13 protein-coding genes and 1 pseudogene are annotated in these 16,002 nt (G+C 72.2%); 7 read left to right on the top strand and 7 right to left on the bottom strand.

All coding sequences use genetic code 11. The features are described from left to right. Positions 1–34: 34 nt before the first annotated feature. Together AB0K25_RS28425 and AB0K25_RS28420 are read right to left on the bottom strand one after the other, a co-directional pair. Positions 35–772: a class F sortase gene (locus tag AB0K25_RS28425; protein ID WP_357534969.1), complete on the bottom strand. Its 738-nt coding sequence runs from the start codon at positions 770–772 to the stop codon at positions 35–37. Continuing rightward, a complete protein-coding gene (locus AB0K25_RS28420; RefSeq protein ID WP_363823664.1) occupies positions 759–1,769 on the bottom strand; it encodes a hypothetical protein in 1,011 nt (336 codons plus the stop codon). The genes AB0K25_RS28425 and AB0K25_RS28420 overlap by 14 nt, the downstream gene beginning before the upstream one ends. A gap of 547 nt (positions 1,770–2,316) precedes the next feature. On the opposite strand from AB0K25_RS28420, the gene AB0K25_RS28415 reads away from it, so the two are divergent. Next, a complete protein-coding gene (locus AB0K25_RS28415) occupies positions 2,317–4,116 on the top strand; it encodes a glycoside hydrolase family 6 protein (RefSeq protein ID WP_357534965.1) in 1,800 nt (599 codons plus the stop codon). Between the two features lie 204 nt (positions 4,117–4,320). Here AB0K25_RS28415 and AB0K25_RS28410 read toward each other — a convergent pair whose 3' ends face one another. The 5 genes and pseudogenes from AB0K25_RS28410 to AB0K25_RS28390 form a co-directional block, all read right to left on the bottom strand. Next, positions 4,321–4,695: a hypothetical protein gene (locus tag AB0K25_RS28410; protein WP_219464415.1), complete on the bottom strand. Its 375-nt coding sequence runs from the start codon at positions 4,693–4,695 to the stop codon at positions 4,321–4,323. A 73-nt stretch (positions 4,696–4,768) separates the two neighbouring features. After that, positions 4,769–5,074: a hypothetical protein gene (locus tag AB0K25_RS28405; RefSeq protein WP_208568441.1), complete on the bottom strand. Its 306-nt coding sequence runs from the start codon at positions 5,072–5,074 to the stop codon at positions 4,769–4,771. 31 nt (positions 5,075–5,105) lie between these two features. Beyond that, positions 5,106–6,764 carry a sodium:solute symporter family protein gene (locus AB0K25_RS28400; protein ID WP_363823661.1) on the bottom strand — a complete coding sequence of 553 codons (1,659 nt, stop codon included), beginning with the start codon at positions 6,762–6,764 and terminating at the stop codon, positions 5,106–5,108. An 825-nt stretch (positions 6,765–7,589) separates the two neighbouring features. Further along, positions 7,590–7,790, bottom strand: a pseudogene (locus AB0K25_RS28395) (hypothetical protein); the annotation flags it as partial. A 340-nt stretch (positions 7,791–8,130) separates the two neighbouring features. Then, positions 8,131–8,724 (bottom strand): hypothetical protein, encoded by a 594-nt coding sequence (locus AB0K25_RS28390; RefSeq protein ID WP_219464411.1) that lies wholly within the window; start codon positions 8,722–8,724, stop codon positions 8,131–8,133. A gap of 422 nt (positions 8,725–9,146) precedes the next feature. On the opposite strand from AB0K25_RS28390, the gene AB0K25_RS28385 reads away from it, so the two are divergent. The 6 genes from AB0K25_RS28385 to AB0K25_RS28360 all read left to right on the top strand — a co-directional run bounded on the left by AB0K25_RS28385 (position 9,147) and on the right by AB0K25_RS28360 (position 15,924). Then, positions 9,147–11,489: a nitrate- and nitrite sensing domain-containing protein gene (locus AB0K25_RS28385; RefSeq protein ID WP_357534963.1), complete on the top strand. Its 2,343-nt coding sequence runs from the start codon at positions 9,147–9,149 to the stop codon at positions 11,487–11,489. Continuing rightward, positions 11,489–11,911 (top strand): roadblock/LC7 domain-containing protein, encoded by a 423-nt coding sequence (locus AB0K25_RS28380; protein WP_219464408.1) that lies wholly within the window; start codon positions 11,489–11,491, stop codon positions 11,909–11,911. Before AB0K25_RS28385 ends, AB0K25_RS28380 begins: the two co-directional genes overlap by 1 nt. Then, a complete protein-coding gene (locus tag AB0K25_RS28375) occupies positions 11,901–12,290 on the top strand; it encodes a DUF742 domain-containing protein (RefSeq protein WP_208568447.1) in 390 nt (129 codons plus the stop codon). The genes AB0K25_RS28380 and AB0K25_RS28375 overlap by 11 nt, the downstream gene beginning before the upstream one ends. Continuing rightward, complete coding sequence (locus tag AB0K25_RS28370) at positions 12,271–12,873, top strand: ATP/GTP-binding protein (protein WP_208568448.1); 603 nt, start codon at positions 12,271–12,273, stop codon at positions 12,871–12,873. The genes AB0K25_RS28375 and AB0K25_RS28370 overlap by 20 nt, the downstream gene beginning before the upstream one ends. A gap of 108 nt (positions 12,874–12,981) precedes the next feature. Further along, complete coding sequence (locus AB0K25_RS28365) at positions 12,982–14,013, top strand: lactonase family protein (protein ID WP_219464407.1); 1,032 nt, start codon at positions 12,982–12,984, stop codon at positions 14,011–14,013. Between the two features lie 168 nt (positions 14,014–14,181). Further along, positions 14,182–15,924: a substrate-binding domain-containing protein gene (locus AB0K25_RS28360; RefSeq protein ID WP_357534960.1), complete on the top strand. Its 1,743-nt coding sequence runs from the start codon at positions 14,182–14,184 to the stop codon at positions 15,922–15,924. Positions 15,925–16,002 lie beyond the last annotated feature (78 nt).

Here is a 16,002-nt window from a genome sequence, read left to right as displayed (position 1 = left end):
GCCGGCGGTGTCCCGCCGGGAGGTGCGGTAGGAGTCAGGACGTCAGGGTGGCGAAGACGATCACGTTGTCCTGGTAGCTGCCGGCGCCCTGGTCGAACTGGCCGCCGCAGGTCACCACCCGCAGTCCGGGTCGGTCGTTCGGGCCGTACACCAGCTCGGTGGGGAACTGGTCCTTGGGATAGGAACGCACCTCGTCGACGGTGAAGATGGCGACGCCGCCATCGGCCCGGGACACCGTGATGGTGTCGCCCGGCAGGAGCGCGCCGAGTTGGAAGAAGACCGCCGGCCCGAGCTTCGCCGAGTCGACGTGCCCGACGATCACCGCATTGCCGGTCTCCCCGGGGCTGACGCCCGGCTCGTACCAGCCGGCGCGCTGGGCCTGGTCCAGCGGGGGCACCTGGACCGTGCCGTCCGGGTTGGTGCCCAGCGGCATGATCTCCGCGTCGACCCCGATCCGCGGGATCACGATGGCGGTGGGGGCGGCCCGGAGCAGCGGATCGGGGCCCGGTGGCACGCTCGCGTCGGCGGGGACCTGGGCGTCCGGGTCGTCGACCGGCCCGGTCTCCCCGGCGGGGGTGGTCGCCGGGGTGGTCTGCGGCGCACCCTGGGCCGCCGGCTGTGGGGGGCGCGGCGGGGGCGTGGTGCGCAGTGACGCGCCGACCATGCCGGAGCCGGCCATGGCGAGCAGGACGACGACGGCCGCGCCGGCGGCACGCCACGGTCTCCCGTGACGGCCGCCGGCCCGTGTCGCCGTCGGGTCAGCCGAGCTCATCGGCCCGACGCCGACGCATCAGCACGATGCCGCCGAGGGCAGCCGCGCCGATCATGCCCGCTCCGCCGACGGCCATGCTCCGGTCGGCGGCGGTGGTGGTCATCCCACCGTCACCGCCGTCGACGTGGCCCTTCGGCAGGACGACCAGTTCGCCTTCGCCGCACGAGCCCTTCAGCTCGTACCGGCCCGGACGGGCGTGCTCGGAGACCTCGGCCTCGCCGTAGTAGACGAAGTCCTTCTTGTGCTCCCAGCCACCCTCGTCCTTGCCGTGGTCGGACTCCTCGCCCTTGCCGTATCCGTACTCCTCGTCCTGGCCATACTCGTCGTGGCCCAGCCAGTCGTCCTCGTCGGACTCCTCGCCGTAGCCCGGCTTGCCGTGCTCCTCTTCGGCGCCGGGCTTGCCGTGCTCGCCGGACTCCTCGCCGGGCTTGCCGTGCTCGCCAGGCTTACCGGACTCTTCGCCGGGCTTGCCGTGCTCGCCGGGCTTGCCGTGCTCCTCGCCCTTGCCCTCGTCGCCCTTGTCGCCATGGTCCGGCCCCTGGTCGGCGGCCATGAAGCCACCGCCCCGGCCGTCGGCCGGCGGCTGCCCGCCGTCAGCCGGGGGTTGGCCACCCTCGGCCGGCGGCTGCGGCTTGGGGCCGTTGTCGTCGGGGCCCTTCCCGTCGGGTCCCTTGCCGTGGTCCTCGCCCTTGCCCTCTTCGCCCTTGCCGTGCTCGTCGCCCTTGCCGTGGTCCTCGCCGCGGCCTTCGGGCTTGAGCTTGACCTTGCCGGTGACCTCGGACCAGACGAAGGCGTGTTCCTGTGCCTCCGGGCAGATCTCGATGAGCTTGACCTCGTCGCCGGGCTTGACGACGTGTGGCTTGGCGATGACCTTGCCGTCCCGGCTCTCGCCGTCGTGGTGACCGTCCGCGAACGCGATCCCCGGCGTGAACACCAGAAGGGACGCGCCACCGAGAGCGGCACCCGCGACAACCTTCCCGAGCATCTTGTTAGCCATGACCTGCGTCACTCCATCCCCTGTTGTCCTGAGCCCGACGACAGTCGAGCTATGACCGACGTTAGACCGTTTCACGACTTATTCGGGGAAAGATTCGTGTTTTCGGCTTTACCGATGATGCGGGGCTTAAGGGAGCTAGAGCGCTTGTGTCGTCATTTGCCGCCTCGGGGGGCGGTTGGTGCCCTGCCGGCCGAGCTGGGCGGGGATAGGCTCGCCAGGGCCCCGGGTGTCGGTCCGGCGTTGCCGCCAGGTTGCCGCCAAGTATCGAGCCATTGCCATGGAAGCGCTCCCATGCAAGAATCGCTGCACGCGGTTCGGGGAGCCACACCGCGCACGGCAGATGTCGAGGGCAACCGGTGCACCGGACGACGTCGCCGCCGACCGGTCCCACGGGGCCGGTGCAGCTCGCCACCACCATGCCCGCCCTCCGGGTCGGGCACCCCCCGAGATGTCCCGTTGGCGCCGGGCTCGTCCGTACCCCAGGACGCTCACGCGCCACTTGCCGGTCCCCATGCGGTGCCGGTCTCGCCCAAGGAGTGCAAAAGGCATGAATCTGTGGAGAAGTCTGTCCGCCCGACGCCGGGCGTTCGCCCTCACCGGGGCGAGCGTGCTGGTCGCGGGCGGGCTGGTGACCATCCCGGTCACCGCGGCGCAGGCCGCCACCCAGTGCAGCATCGACTACACCACCAACGACTGGTCCGGCGGTTTCACCGCGAACGTCACCATCCGCAACGTGGGTGACCCGATCAGCAACTGGACCCTCGGCTTCACCTTCCCCAACAGCAGCCAGCGGGTCACCCAGGGCTGGTCGGCCAAGTGGTCGCAGAGCGGCCAGAACGTGACCGCCACCAACGAGTCCTACAACGGCTCGCTGGGTCGCGGCGGCAGCACCACCCTCGGCTTCAACGGCTCGTGGAGCGGCAGCAACCCCAAGCCGGCCTCGTTCACCCTGAACGGGGTGGTCTGTGGCGGCGTCACGCCGACGACGCCTCCGCCCACCACGCCTCCGCCGACCACGCCTCCGCCCACCACCCCGCCGCCCACGACGCCTCCGCCCACCACCCCGCCGCCCACCACGCCCCCGCCGGGGCAGAAGGTGGACAACCCCTACGTCGGGGTCAAGGGGTACGTGAACCCGGAGTGGAAGGCCAAGGCGGACGCCGAGGCCGGTGGCAGCCGGGTCTCCAACAACCCGACCGCGGTGTGGCTGGACCGGATCGCCGCGATCAACGGCACCACCGACAGCAGCTCCAACGGTGCGATGGGCGTCAAGGACCACCTGGACGCGGCCCTGGCCCAGGGTGCCGGCTACATCCAGTTCGTGATCTACAACCTGCCCGGCCGGGACTGCTCGGCGCTCGCCTCCAACGGTGAGCTGGCCGCCGACGAACTGCCGCGCTACAAGGCGGAGTACATCGACCCGATCGCCGCGATCCAGAGCCAGGCCAAGTACGCCAGCCTGCGGATCGTCAACATCATCGAGATCGACTCGCTGCCGAACCTGGTCACCAACACCTCCGGCAACGCCGGTGGCACGGTGCAGTGCGACGTGGTGAAGGCCAACGGCGCGTACGTCAACGGTGTCGGCTACGCCCTGGCCAAGCTGGGCGCGATCGGTAACGTCTACAACTACATCGACGCTGGTCACCACGGCTGGCTGGGTTGGGACACCAACTTCGGCCCGACCGCCGACATCCTGAAGACCGCTGCCGTCGCCTCCGGCAGCAACGTGAACTACGTGCACGGCTTCATCACCAACACGGCGAACTACTCCGCCCTGAAGGAGCCGTACATCAAGATCACCGACTCGGTGAACGGCCAGACCGTCCGCCAGTCCAAGTGGATCGACTGGAACTTCTATGTCGACGAGCTGTCGTTCGCCCAGGCGTTCCGCACCAAGCTGATCTCGGTCGGCTTCAACAGCAACATCGGCATGCTGATCGACACCTCCCGTAACGGCTGGGGCGGCACCGCCCGGCCCACCGGCCCGGGTGCGACGACCAGCGTCGACACCTACGTCAACGGTGGTCGCATCGACCGTCGCTTCCACGCCGGCAACTGGTGCAACCAGGTCGGTGCGGGTCTCGGCGAGCGGCCGAAGGCCAACCCCGAGCCGGGCATCGACGCCTACGTCTGGGTGAAGCCCCCGGGTGAGTCCGACGGCTCCAGCTCCCTCATCCCGAACAACGAGGGCAAGGGCTTCGACCGGATGTGCGACCCGACCTACACCGGTAACGCCCGTAACGGCAACAGCATGAGCGGCGCCCTGCCCAACGCGCCGATCTCCGGCGCCTGGTTCTCCGCCCAGTTCCAGGAGCTCATGAAGAACGCCTACCCGGCGCTCTGACGAACCAGCCCGCCGCGGCTGGAGTGAGGCACTGACGCGGCGGGCGCACCCGGGCCCCCGGTCCGACCGAGAGGTCGGGCCGGGGGCCCACCCGTCTCCCCGGGCCCCCGGGCCGGGACCGGACGGTCGTCATGTGGGGCCCCCGGTCTCCCGGTCCCCGGGTCGCCGCACACCCCACCGGGCGCGAGGCGACCGCGGCGGGACTCAGGGCACGGTTCGTTCCACCGCCGCCCGGCCCAACTCGGCCAGGTCCCGGCGGGCCCGCTCCAGGTTCTGCGGCGTCAGGTCCTGCCCGCGCGCCATGACCAGGTCCTCCGGCTCCCAGGGCTGCTCGGCCCCGGTGCGGATGTTGTCCCCACCGGCCCCCGTGCCGGTCCCGGTGGCCCCGGTGCCCGCCGCGTACGGGTCACCGATCAGCTCCTCGGTCGACGCGCCGGGCTGGTCACCCGGCGCGACGAACGACGGGTCGGCCGGCCCACCGCCGCCCCGGGCCAGCTGCGGCACGGTGGAGTCGTCGTCCACCGCGGCGGCCACCTCCGGGCGTTCCTCCAACGGTCGGTTCGGGTCACGATCGGTCATGGTGCCGCCCTCCTGTCCCAGACGCGTTCCGCGCCCCGGGTACCCCGTCCGGGCGACGCCATGCCGGGGCGGATCAGACCTCCCGGGCCTCCTCGGTGGTGGGCGGCACCACCGGCCGCAGCCACTGCCAGGCCAGCATGAACAGCCCGAAAGCCAACATCGCCAGCCCGGCCCACAGGTTGATCCGGACGCCCTGCGCCTTGTCGATCTCGGCAGCCGAGTCGAAGAGACCGACCAGGCCGACGATCACCCCGTACACCACGAAGAGACCACCGATGACCCGGCGGATGTCGAACAGCCGGGCGGCGGCGGACCGCTTGCGCTCGTTCTCCGTCTCGACGACCTGCGGGTCGTTAGCCCGCTCGCTGTGCTGGTCCACGCCTGCGCCTCCCTCTCGTGACGGACCGGGCTCAGAAGACCGGGATGTAGAAGAGCACGGCCAGCACCAGCGCGATCGCGCCCAGCAGCACCGGCGAACGCCACCAGACCTGGTCCCCGGCGAGCACGTCGCCCTTCAGGTCGATCCCGCCCATGCCGTAGACCAGACCCTGCAACTCCTCGGCCCGCTTGGGTCGGGTCAGCGGGGTGACCACCGCCGCCACCACGGCGACCGTGACGAAGGCGATGCCCGCGCCCCAGAAGCTCTCCTCCAGGTCGGAGTTGAAGTGCACCACGCCGGCCTTGTAGAGCAGGTAGGTCGCCAGCGCGGCCAGGGTGCCCGCCAGCAGCGACCAGAAACCGGCCAGGGCGCTCATCCGCCGCCAGAACATGCCGATGATGAAGGTGGCGAACAGCGGGGCGTTGAACAGGGAGAACAGCGCCTGGATGTAGTTCATGATGTTGCTGAACCCGGCGGCGATGAACGCGGTGCCGATGCCCACCACCACCCCGGCCACGGTCGCGATCCGACCGATCCGGATGTAGTAGTCGTCGGAGCGCTCCCTGCGGACGTACGCCTGCCAGATGTCGTAGGTGAAGACGGTGTTGAAGCCGCTGACGTTGGCCGCCATGCCGGCCATGAACGAGGCGACCAGGCCGGTGACCGCGATCCCGAGCACCCCGTTGGGCAGCAGGTCGCGCATCAGCAGCGGAATCGCGTTGTTGTAGACCAGGTCACCGGACTCGGCCCCCAGCCCCTTGACGGTGACCAGCGCGATCAGGCCCGGGACCACGGTCACCACCGGGATGACCAGTTTCGGGTACGCGGCGATGATCGGCGTACGCCTGGCGGCGCTCATGTTCTTGGCCGACAGCGCCCGCTGCACCTCGGCGAAGTTGGTGGTCCAGTAGCCGAAGGAGAGCACGAAACCGAGCCCGAACACGATGCCCAGCCAGTGCGCGCCGAGCGGGTTGGCGGTGCTGCCGGTGCCCTCCCAGGCGTGCAGCCCGGCCTCGCCCAGCTTGGAGTCGCGGACCGAGTCCATCAGGCCGGCCCAGCCGCCCACCTTGACCAGGCCGATGACGGTGATCGGCACCAGCCCGGCGATGATGACGAAGAACTGGAGCACCTCGTTGTAGATCGCGCCGGTCAGCCCGCCGACGGTGATGTAGGCCAGCACGATCGCCGCCCCGATGACGATCGCCAGCCAGAGCGGCCAGCCGAGCAGCGCCTGCATGATCAGCGCCAGCGCGTACAGGTTGACCCCGGCGATCAGCACCTGGGCCACCGCGAAGCTGATCGCGTTCAGCAGGTGGGTCGGCCGGTTGAACCGCAGTCGCAGGTATTCCGGGACGCTGCGCACCCGGGAGCCGTAGTAGAACGGCATCATCACGATGCCCAGAAAGATCATCGCCGGTACGGCGCCGATCCAGTAGTAGTGGACGGTCATGATGCCGTACTGCGCGCCGTTGGCGGCCATCCCGATGATCTCCAGGGCGCCCAGGTTGGCCGAGACGAAGGCCAGGCCGGTCACCCAGGCGGGCAGCGAACGCCCGGAGAGGAAGAAGTCGACGCTGGTGCGGATCGCCCGACGGGCGGCGAAGCCGACCCCCAGCACGGTGACGAAGTAGAGCGCCAGGATCCCGTAGTCCAGCACGTTCATGTTCAGTCTGAGCCCGGCACCGTCCATCGCCCGCCACCCCTCTGATCGCGCCGTCGGCACCCGCCGAGCGCGCTATTACCCACCGTGCGGGGTTTCACACCGTCCGTGTGGATTCGGCGGTGATTCCGACGACGCCCCGGCCGGAAGTGTTCCGGCCGGGGCGTCGAGTGGTGCCGCGGTGGTCGTCAGGGTTGGTCGGTAGGTCGGGCCCGGGCGGCCCGGTCCGCCGTTGGGACGCAATGGTCCGCGCGGGGCGGCGGCCGGCTGTCCCGGGTCGGCTCAGCGGCCCAGCACCCGGTCCAGGAAGTCGCGGTACTGACGGACCGCCACCCGGAGCTGCTCGGTGTCGGCCTCGCCGGCACCCTGCCAGCCCCCCAGCTTCTCCTTCTGCGCGGCGAGCGCTTTGGACAGCGCCCCGATCGCCTCCTCGACGAGCGACTGCGCCTCGCCGGCGGCCGCCCGGGGATCGTCGACGAACCGCAGCTGGACGTCGCGCCAGCGGTCCCGGAAGCCCTGCGCGGCGTCCGCCTCGAACAGCGTGGCGGCGTCGCTGGGCACGGTGCTGTTCGCCGACCGGCCGGCGTCGGCCGAGGCGACCGCGCCGGCCGCGCCGCCTGCTGCCGCCGCCGTCACGACGCCGCCGGCCGTGGTGCCCGGCGCGGCGGTGGTGTCCGGGCCGCCCGTGATGTCCGGGCCGCCCGTGGTGTCCAGGTCGGCGGCGGCGCGGTCCGTCGTGGTGTCCGGGTCGGCGGTGGTGGCTCGGTCGGCGGCCGGGAGGTCGGTGTCCTCGGCGGTGGGGTGCGGGTCGGTGGCCCCGGACGACCAACGGTCCCGGTCGTGGATCCGGTCCGCCGCGGTCGGGTCGGCCCGCTCGTCGTCGAACGGCCCGGTCTGCCCCGGCGCCCCGTCGCCGGGCGCGACGGTGTCCTCGTCCCGGGCGTCCCGCTCGTCCTGCGGTCGCCCGCCGGCCAGGGCCGAGGCGGCCACCGCGTCACCCACGCTGGTCGCGCCGAAGGCGGTCGGCAGGGGCGCCGGCTCGTGGAACTCCGGCCGCCGGTCACCGTCGGGACCGGTCACGTCGTCCCGGTCGCTCAGCGCGTCCCGGTCGCTCAGCGCGTCCCGGTCGTGCCGGTCGTCCAGCCCGTCCCGGTCGGCGTCGTCCACGGGGTACGGGCGGGTGGTGTCCAGGTCGCCGTCGGCCCCCGGGTCGTCGAAGATGCCCCGGTCGTCGAGCGCGTCCTCGGGCGTCCCGGCGTGCCGGTCCCGGCCGTGCCGGCCGGCGGTGTCGGTGTCCTCCGCGTCCGGGGGTGGCACCGCCACCGGGGTGGACCGGACGACCTCCGGGTGGTCGGTGTGGAGCTGCTGCTCGTCCTGGCGCATGGTGGGGTTCTCCTCAGCGGGTGGTGGCGTCCTGCGGGCGGTCCGGGTGCTGCTGCTGCGCCGGGCGGTGCCCGACCGGGTCCTCGCCGAGCAGGTCGGCGAAGAGCGCCCGGTAGTGGACGACGGCCTGGCGGAGGTCCTCGGTGCCGGCCTCACCGCGCTCGTTGCGCAGCCGGATCTCGTGCGCCTCCCGGTAGTGGGTCAGCGTGCGGGCGTGCTCCACGGAGAGGTGGGCGACCTGCTCGGTGAACTCGCCGGTCGGGTAACCCCGGTCGGTGATCAGCTGGCTGACCAGCTCGTCGGCGTCGCCGACGGTCTCGGCCGGCGAGTCGACGAAGCGGACCTGCAACTCTTCCCAGGCGGCGGCGTACCGGGCCCGGTCCTGCGGGCTGAGCGGGGTCAGGGTCAGCTCCGCGTGCCGGCGCTCCCGCTCGCGCAGTTCGCGTTCGGCGGCGCTGCGGCTGTCCTGCTCCGCGACCACCCGGTCGTACTCGGGGCCGAACCGGGACCTGAGGGCGCGTCGTCGGTTGGCCACGACGGCCACGGCGACCAGCGCCGCCACCACCAGGACGACGAGAACCAGTAGGACTATCTGCGTGGGCGACATGGCCTCCTCCTTCACCCTCCGGTATTCCCTCCCCGCACTGATCACCAATCCCGATCCGGCGAATTTCCTTCGCCGGTTCGCACCGGACCGTGACGAACCGGTCACGTCGTACGTCCGGGGTCGATCGGGGCGGGCGGCCCGGTCACGTTTTTTCCGCCGGTACCCGGGGCCAGCCGACGGGTCGTCGGTGGTCGTGGTGGGTGTCGTCGATGCCTGATCAACCCGGGTGCGACCCGATCCGCCGGGCCGCGACGGCGGGTCCGGCGGCGGCGACGCAGCGGTGACGGCGGGAGACGCACGGTAGTGCTGAGCGTCAGGATTACGTATCCTGCCCAAGGCGCCGCGCCGGTGCCCGGCGTCGATGCCGGACCGCCCGGCCGGTACCGGCGTCACCGCCGACACTCCCGCCCGGGCGAGGAATCATGGACACCCGCGACTGGCCGATCCGCGCCAAGCTGACCGCCCTGGTCGTCACCCCCGTGGCCGCCCTGCTGGCGCTCTGGATCTTTGCCACGACGTTGACCTTCGGGCCGGCTCTCGACCTGCTCGCCGCCCGGACCCTGCTGTCGGACTTCGGTCGGCCCGGCGAACAGGTGGTGGCCGAGCTGCAACGGGAGCGCCGGGCCTCGGTGATCCACCTGGCCGGCACCGACACCCTGCCCGCCCTGGCGCAACAGCGGCGCCGCACCGACGAGGCGATCGTCGAGCTGCGTCGGCTGATGGCCGGGGAGCAGCTACGCGACGCCGCAGGCGACCTGCTCAACGCCCGGCTGGACGCGCTCGGCGCCGCCCTGGAGGCGCTGCCCGCCGGTCGGGGGTTCATCGACCGGCGGCAGGTCGACCGGGCCGGCGCGATCGGGCTCTACAGCGGCATGATCTCCTCGGCGTTCCAGGCGTTCGCCGCCACGGCGGCCCTGCCCGACGCGGAGCTGAACCGGCAGGCGCTCGCCCTGACCGCGCTCGGCCGCTCCCGCGAGCTGCTCGGCCAGACCGACGCGGTGCTGGCCGGTGCGTTCGTAACCGGCCGGTTCACCGAGGGCGAGCACCTGCGGCTGGTGCAGACCATCGCCAACGAGCGGTTCGTCGCGGAGGCGTCCGTGGCCGACCTGCCGGCCGCCGACCGGGCCGCCTACCAGCGGTTGGTGGAGGGGGAGGCGTTCGTCCGGCTGCGCACCATGCAGGAGCAGCTGCTGACCGTCGGGCCGTCCGCCGTCCCGCCGATCGACGCCCGGACCTGGCAGGCCAGTCAGGAAGCGGTGCAGCAGGAGCTGCGCGACTTCGAGCTGAGCCAGGCCGACGGGCTGGCCGAGCGTTCGGTGCCGGTCGCCGTCACGATCCTGGCCCGGCTCGGTGTGGCCGGGGTGCTGGGGCTGGCGGCGATCGTGGCGTCGCTGCTGGTCGCCGTCCGGGTCGGCCGGACGCTGGCCCGCCGGCTGTCCGCGGTCCGCGCCGCCGCGCTGGAACTGGCCGAGCACCGGCTGCCCGACGTGGTCACCCGGTTGCGCCGGGGTGAGCAGGTCGACGTGGCCCGGGAGGCCCCGCCGCTGTCCTACGGCGCCGACGAGATCGGCGACGTCGGTCGGGCGTTCACCGAGGTCAGCCGGGTGGCGGTCCGGTCGGCGATCGACGAGGTGACGCTGCGACGGGGGTTGAACGAGGTCTTCCTCAACCTGGCCCGGCGCAGCCAGGGGCTGGTGCACCGGCAACTTGCGGTGCTCGACCGGATGGAACGCCGCGCCGAGGACCCGGACGAACTGGCCGAGTTGTTCCGCGTGGACCACCTCGCCACCCGGCTGCGCCGGCACGCCGAGGACCTGGTCATCCTGGCCGGCGCGGCCCCGGGGCGGGGCTGGCGGCAGCCGGTCGCCCTGCTGGACGTGCTGCGCGGCGCGATCTCCGAGGTCGAGGCGTACGACCGGGTGGACATCGGCCGGGTCGGCCCGGCCGGACTGCTCGGCCGGGCCGTCGCCGACGTCATCCACCTGCTCGCCGAGCTGATCGAGAACGCCACCGCGTTCTCCCCGCCCGAGCGTCGGGTCGAGGTGACCGGGACGCCCGTCGTCGACGGCTACCTCGTCGAGATCACCGACCACGGGCTGGGGATGTCGCCCCAGGCGATCGAGGACGCCAACCGGCGGCTGGCCACCCCGCCGGAGTTCGATCCGGCCGACAGCGCCCGGCTCGGCCTGTTCGTGGTGTCCCGGCTGGCCGCCCGGCACGACGTCAAGGTCACCCTGCGGGCCGGCACGCCGGTCGGGCTCACCGCGCTGGTGCGTATCCCCGCCGACCTGGTCACCGAGGAGCCGCCGATCGCCGCGCCCACCCGGGACCGCCCGGCGGCGTCGGTGTCCCGGCTGACCACGCTGCCCCGACCACGGACCACCCGGACCACCCGGGAACGGCCGGAGCAGACCGTGCTGCCGTTCGCCCCGGCCCGTACCTCGTCGGTGGAGGCCGCCCCCGACGGCGACGGTCTGCCCCGTCGGGTCCGCCGTCGGGGGCCGGCCGCCCACCAGCTGCCCCCGGCCAGTCAGGACGCGCCCGCCGCCCGCTCTCCCGAGGAGGTACGCCGGCAGATGTCGGCCCTCCAGGCCGGTACCGCCCGGGGGCGCCTGGACAGCAGCGGCGTCCACCCGGCGCCGCCGGCCCGGCCCGACCCGACCGCCGGCGACGAGCCGGGACGGACCGACGGCGTCGGGGTGCCACCGTCACCGGCCGGCCCGGCGGCGACGTCCGATTCGACCGCGACTGAGAGGGACGCCTAGTGGTGCACACGACACGGCAGAACGCTGATCTCGGCTGGTTGCTCGACGAGCTGGTGGAACGGGTGCCGGCGGCCCGGCAGGCGGTGATCCTCTCCGCCGACGGCCTGCTGCTCGGCGCGTCCGCCGATTTGGACCGCTCCGACGCCGAGCACCTCTGCGCACTGGCCTCGGGCTTCTCCAGCCTGGCGAAGGGGGCCAGCCGGCAGTTGGCCGCCGGTGGCGTCCGGCAGACCGTGGTGGAGATGGAGGAGGCGTACCTCTTCGTGACGGCCGCCGGTCAGGGGGCCTGCCTGGCGGTGGCCTGCGCGGCGGACGCGGACATCGGCCTGGTGGCGTACGAGATGGCGATGCTGGTCGTCCGGGTCGGCGAGAACCTGACCGCGCCGGCCAGGGCGGCGGCGGGGATCGCCGATGCGGGCTGAGCAGCCGGGTCACCAGCACGAGTGGTTGGACGGCGCAGCCGGGCCGGTCGTACGCCCGTACACCCTCACCGGTGGTCGGGTGCGGCCTGCCGTCGGCGGCTTCGACCTGGTGGCCTTCGTGCTGGCCGCGGCGGGCGTCGACCCGTACGGCCAGCCGGGGTTGCAACCCGAGCACCGCCGGCTGGTGGAGTGCGCCCGGCAACCGGTGGCGGTCGTGGATCTCGCCGCCGACCTGGACCTCGCCCTCGGCGTGGTCCAGGTCCTCCTCGGTGACCTGCTCGCCCGTGGGCTGGTCACCGTGCACGAACCGCCGGCCGCCGCCGGCCTTCCCGACAACGACATTCTCAAGGCGGTGGTCAGTGGACTACGTGCGCTCTGAGCGCGACCCCTCACCGGCCCGGTTGCCCCTGGCCCTCAAGATCCTCATCGCCGGTGGCTTCGGTGCCGGCAAGACGACGCTGGTGAGTGCGCTCAGTGAGGTCCGGCCGTTGCAGACCGAGGAGGTGCTGACCGACGCCGGCATCGGCACCGACGACCTCTCCGGGGTGGAGGGCAAATCGACCACCACGGTGGCGATGGACTTCGGTCGGATCACCATCACCGACGACCTCCAGGTCTATCTGTTCGGCACCCCGGGGCAGGATCGGTTCTGGTTCCTCTGGGACGAGTTGGCCTTCGGCGCGCTCGGCGCGGTGGTGCTGGCCGACACCCGCCGGCTGCCCGACTGTTTCCCGTCGATCGACTACTTCGAGCAGCGCGGCATCCCGTTCGTGGTGGGCGTGAACTGCTTCGAGGACACCCGTCGGTTCGGCGCGGAGGCGGTCCGGCAGGCGCTGGACATCGAGCCGGAGGTGCCCGTGGTGCTCTGTGACGCCCGGGACCGGCAGTCCGGCAAGCTGGTGCTGATCTCGCTGGTGGAGCACGTGGCCCGCCAGCGTGGGGAACCGGTGCCGGTGGGCTGAACCGGCCGGCCGGGTCCCGCCGGTGAGGAAAACCCGGAAATCAGGGGTGACGGCCGGGGATTGCGGGAAGCCTGGAGATCGACGGCGGATTCGGCGGAGGGTGGTTCGGTGACGGGCACGATCGTCCACATCGGCGGTTACACGGCACGGTCGGGCGGGCGCGGGGAGGGCATCGTCGCCGCCCGACGCGATCCGGAGTCGGGGCAGTTGACCCTGCTCGGCACGGTCGCGTCGACCCCGTCGCCGTCCTTCCTCGCCCGCCACCCCGCCCGGCCGGTGCTGTACGCCGTCAACGAGTTGCCCGAGGGGCAGGTGAGCGCCTTCGACGTCGGCCCTGACGGCGGGCTGACCCCGCTGGGGGTGTGGTCGACCGGGGGTGCCGAGCCGGCCCATCTGGCGGTCGCTCCCGACGGCGGGCACCTCTTCGTCGCCAACTACGGCGGGGGCAGCGTCGCCGTCCTGCCGCTGGACGGGCGGGGGGTGCCCGGGGAACGCACCGACCTGGTGATCCACCAGGGGCACGGTCCGGACCCGGAGCGGCAGGAACAGGCGCACTGCCACATGGTGTCGCCCGACCCCGGCGCCGGCCCGCTGCTCGTCGTCGACCTGGGCACCGACTCGATCTACCGGTACGACCTGGACGCGGCCTCCGGCCGGCTGACGCCGCGGGCCCCCCGGGTGCGGACGGCCCCCGGCACCGGTCCCCGGCACCTGGCCCGGCATCCCGACGGGCGGCGCTGCTGGCTCGCCGGTGAGCTGGATGCGACGGTGACCGCCTACGAGGTGACCGCCGAGGGGGTGCTGCACCAGCGGGGCCGGGTGGACGCGAGCGCGCGGGCCGGCCACGTCCAGCCGTCGGAGATCACCGTGGGGCCGGACGGCCGGTTCCTCTACGTGGGCAACCGCGGGGTGGGCACGGTGGCGGTCTTCGCTCTCGACGGGGACCTGCCGCGGCTGGTCGACGAGGTGGACACCGGTGGGGAGTGGCCCCGGCACTTTACGTTGAGCGGGCGGCACCTCTATGTGGCCGACGAACGGGCCGACATGATCCGGGTGTTTTGGGTCGACCCGGACTCGGGCGTGCCGTCGCCGGTGGGTGAGCCGGTGTCGACCGGCAGCCCGACCTGCGTACTGCCCTGACAGATGCCGGTTGTCCAGGGTGGATTCGGGCCACGTCACGAAACGGTCTGATTACGCAGAGTGGGAAAATAGTGATCAACTGTTTCTCCTGCGTAACTTTCGTCCGAACGGTTGTGGCAGTAAGCGCACGAGATACGCAAGATGGTCAGCGTGTCTGGCCGCCATCGCATGCGTTCAAGTATCCGTGGAGCGGGCGCCGCCGCGGCGGCGACCGCGCTCGTCGTCGTGGTCGGCGGCTCCTGGGTCGGTTACCAGCAGCTGGCCGGACCGTCCTGCTCAGGAGGGATCCAGCTCGGCGTGGCCGCCGCGCCCGAGGTGGCACCGGCCGTCGAGGCGGCGGCGGCCCAGTGGGTGGCGGACGGCGCGGCGGTCGGTGGCACCTGCATCAAGGTGAACGTCGCCGCCTCCGAGCCGGTGGAGGTGGCCGCCGCGGTGGCCAGTAAGCACGGGGCCAGCCTCGCCGGGGTGGGACAGGCCAGCGGCACCGCGGTCACCCCCGACGTCTGGATCCCGGACTCGTCGACCTGGCTGCTGCGCCTCAAGAGCGGCGGCGCCACCGCGTTCGCGCCCGGCAACGGCGCCTCCATCGCCCGCAGCCCGGTCGTGGTGGCCATGCCGCAGCCGGTCGCCACCACCAAGTTCGGCTGGCCGGACAAGAAGCTCACCTGGAACGACATGCTGCGCGCCGTCCGCAGTGACAAGCCGCTGCGGGCCGGCATCGTCGAGCCGACCCAGGACGCCGCCGGGCTCTCCGGCCTGCTCTCCCTGACCGCCGCCGCGAGCGGCGGAGGCGGCGACGCCCAGCAGGCGACCACGGCCGCCCTGCGGGCGCTGGCCACCGGCCGGTCGGCGCTGCGGCAGGACCTGCTGGCCCGGTTCCCGCGCTCCAACGACCCGACCTCCATCGCCAGCGCGCTCGGCGCCGCCGCGCTGTCGGAGGAGGACGTCATCGCCTACAACAACACCAAGCCGCCGATCCCGCTGGCCGCGCTCTATCTGGAGCCGTCGCCGATGCCGCTGGACTACCCCTACGCGGTGCTGCCCGGGATCGACCAGACCAAGGCGTCGGCGGCGAAGGTGCTCTTCGAGCTGCTCACCACGCAGGGCTTCAAGAACCGGCTGGCCGTGCAGTCGCTGCGTGCCCCGGACGGCAACTGGGGTGACGGCTTCAAGGCACCGCAGGGTGCGCCGAGCCCGGCCGGCGGCGGTACGGCGGTGCCGCCGTCCGGCGGGACCGCCGCGGGTGGCCTGGACCCGGTGGCCATAGACCGTGCGGTCTCCGGCTGGTCGATCGCCACCCAGTCCGGGCGGATGCTCTGTGTCATCGACGTCTCCGGGTCGATGAAGGCCCCGGTCCCGTCGGCCAACAACGCCAGCCGCGAACAGGTGACCGTGGCGGCGGCCAGCCGGGGGCTGAACCTCTTCGACGACTCCTGGTCGATCGGGCTGTGGACGTTCTCCACCGAACTGGTCGGTTCGCGGGACTGGCGGGAGATCGAGCCGATCAACCCGCTCTCCGGCAACCGGGCCAAACTGGAGCAGGGGCTCGCCGGCATCCGCCCGTCCAGCGGCGACACCGGCCTGTACGACACCATGCTGGCGGCGTACAAGACGGTCCAGGACGGTTGGGAGCCCGGCCGGGTCAATTCGGTGGTGCTGTTCACCGACGGTAAGAACGAGGACAAGAACGGCATTTCACAGAGCGGATTGATCACCCGGCTCAAGCAGCTCAACGATCCGGAGCGTCCGGTGCAGGTGGTCATCATCGGCATCGGCAGTGAGGTCTCCAAGACCGAACTCCAGTCGATCACCAGCGTCACCGGTGGTGGCGCCTTCGTCACCGAGGACCCCTCCAAGATCGGTGACATCTTCCTGAAGGCCATCGCGTTGCGTCCGAACGCGCCGCGTTGAGCCGTCGCACAGGGCAAACGAATCGCTGCATTCGGTGAGAAATAATGCGGTGATGGGATTCCGCCATCTCGGCGGCGA

Origin of the sequence: Micromonospora sp. NPDC049257 (assembly GCF_040678915.1) — a bacterium.
Classification (GTDB): Bacteria; Actinomycetota; Actinomycetes; order Mycobacteriales; family Micromonosporaceae; genus Micromonospora; species Micromonospora antibiotica.
This window is presented reverse-complemented; position numbering and strand designations above follow the sequence as displayed.

Bases quoted from the DNA above. Each gene is read 5' to 3' on its own strand.
- AB0K25_RS28425 (WP_357534969.1), bottom strand. From the start codon at position 772: ATGAGCTCGGCTGACCCGACGGCGACACGGGCCGGCGGCCGTCACGGG.
- AB0K25_RS28420 (WP_363823664.1), bottom strand. From the start codon at position 1,769: ATGGCTAACAAGATGCTCGGGAAGGTTGTCGCGGGTGCCGCTCTCGGT.
- AB0K25_RS28415 (WP_357534965.1), top strand. From the start codon at position 2,317: ATGAATCTGTGGAGAAGTCTGTCCGCCCGACGCCGGGCGTTCGCCCTC.
- AB0K25_RS28410 (WP_219464415.1), bottom strand. From the start codon at position 4,695: ATGACCGATCGTGACCCGAACCGACCGTTGGAGGAACGCCCGGAGGTG.
- AB0K25_RS28400 (WP_363823661.1), bottom strand. From the start codon at position 6,764: ATGGACGGTGCCGGGCTCAGACTGAACATGAACGTGCTGGACTACGGG.
- AB0K25_RS28390 (WP_219464411.1), bottom strand. From the start codon at position 8,724: ATGTCGCCCACGCAGATAGTCCTACTGGTTCTCGTCGTCCTGGTGGTG.
- AB0K25_RS28385 (WP_357534963.1), top strand. From the start codon at position 9,147: ATGGACACCCGCGACTGGCCGATCCGCGCCAAGCTGACCGCCCTGGTC.
- AB0K25_RS28375 (WP_208568447.1), top strand. From the start codon at position 11,901: ATGCGGGCTGAGCAGCCGGGTCACCAGCACGAGTGGTTGGACGGCGCA.
- AB0K25_RS28360 (WP_357534960.1), top strand. From the start codon at position 14,182: ATGCGTTCAAGTATCCGTGGAGCGGGCGCCGCCGCGGCGGCGACCGCG.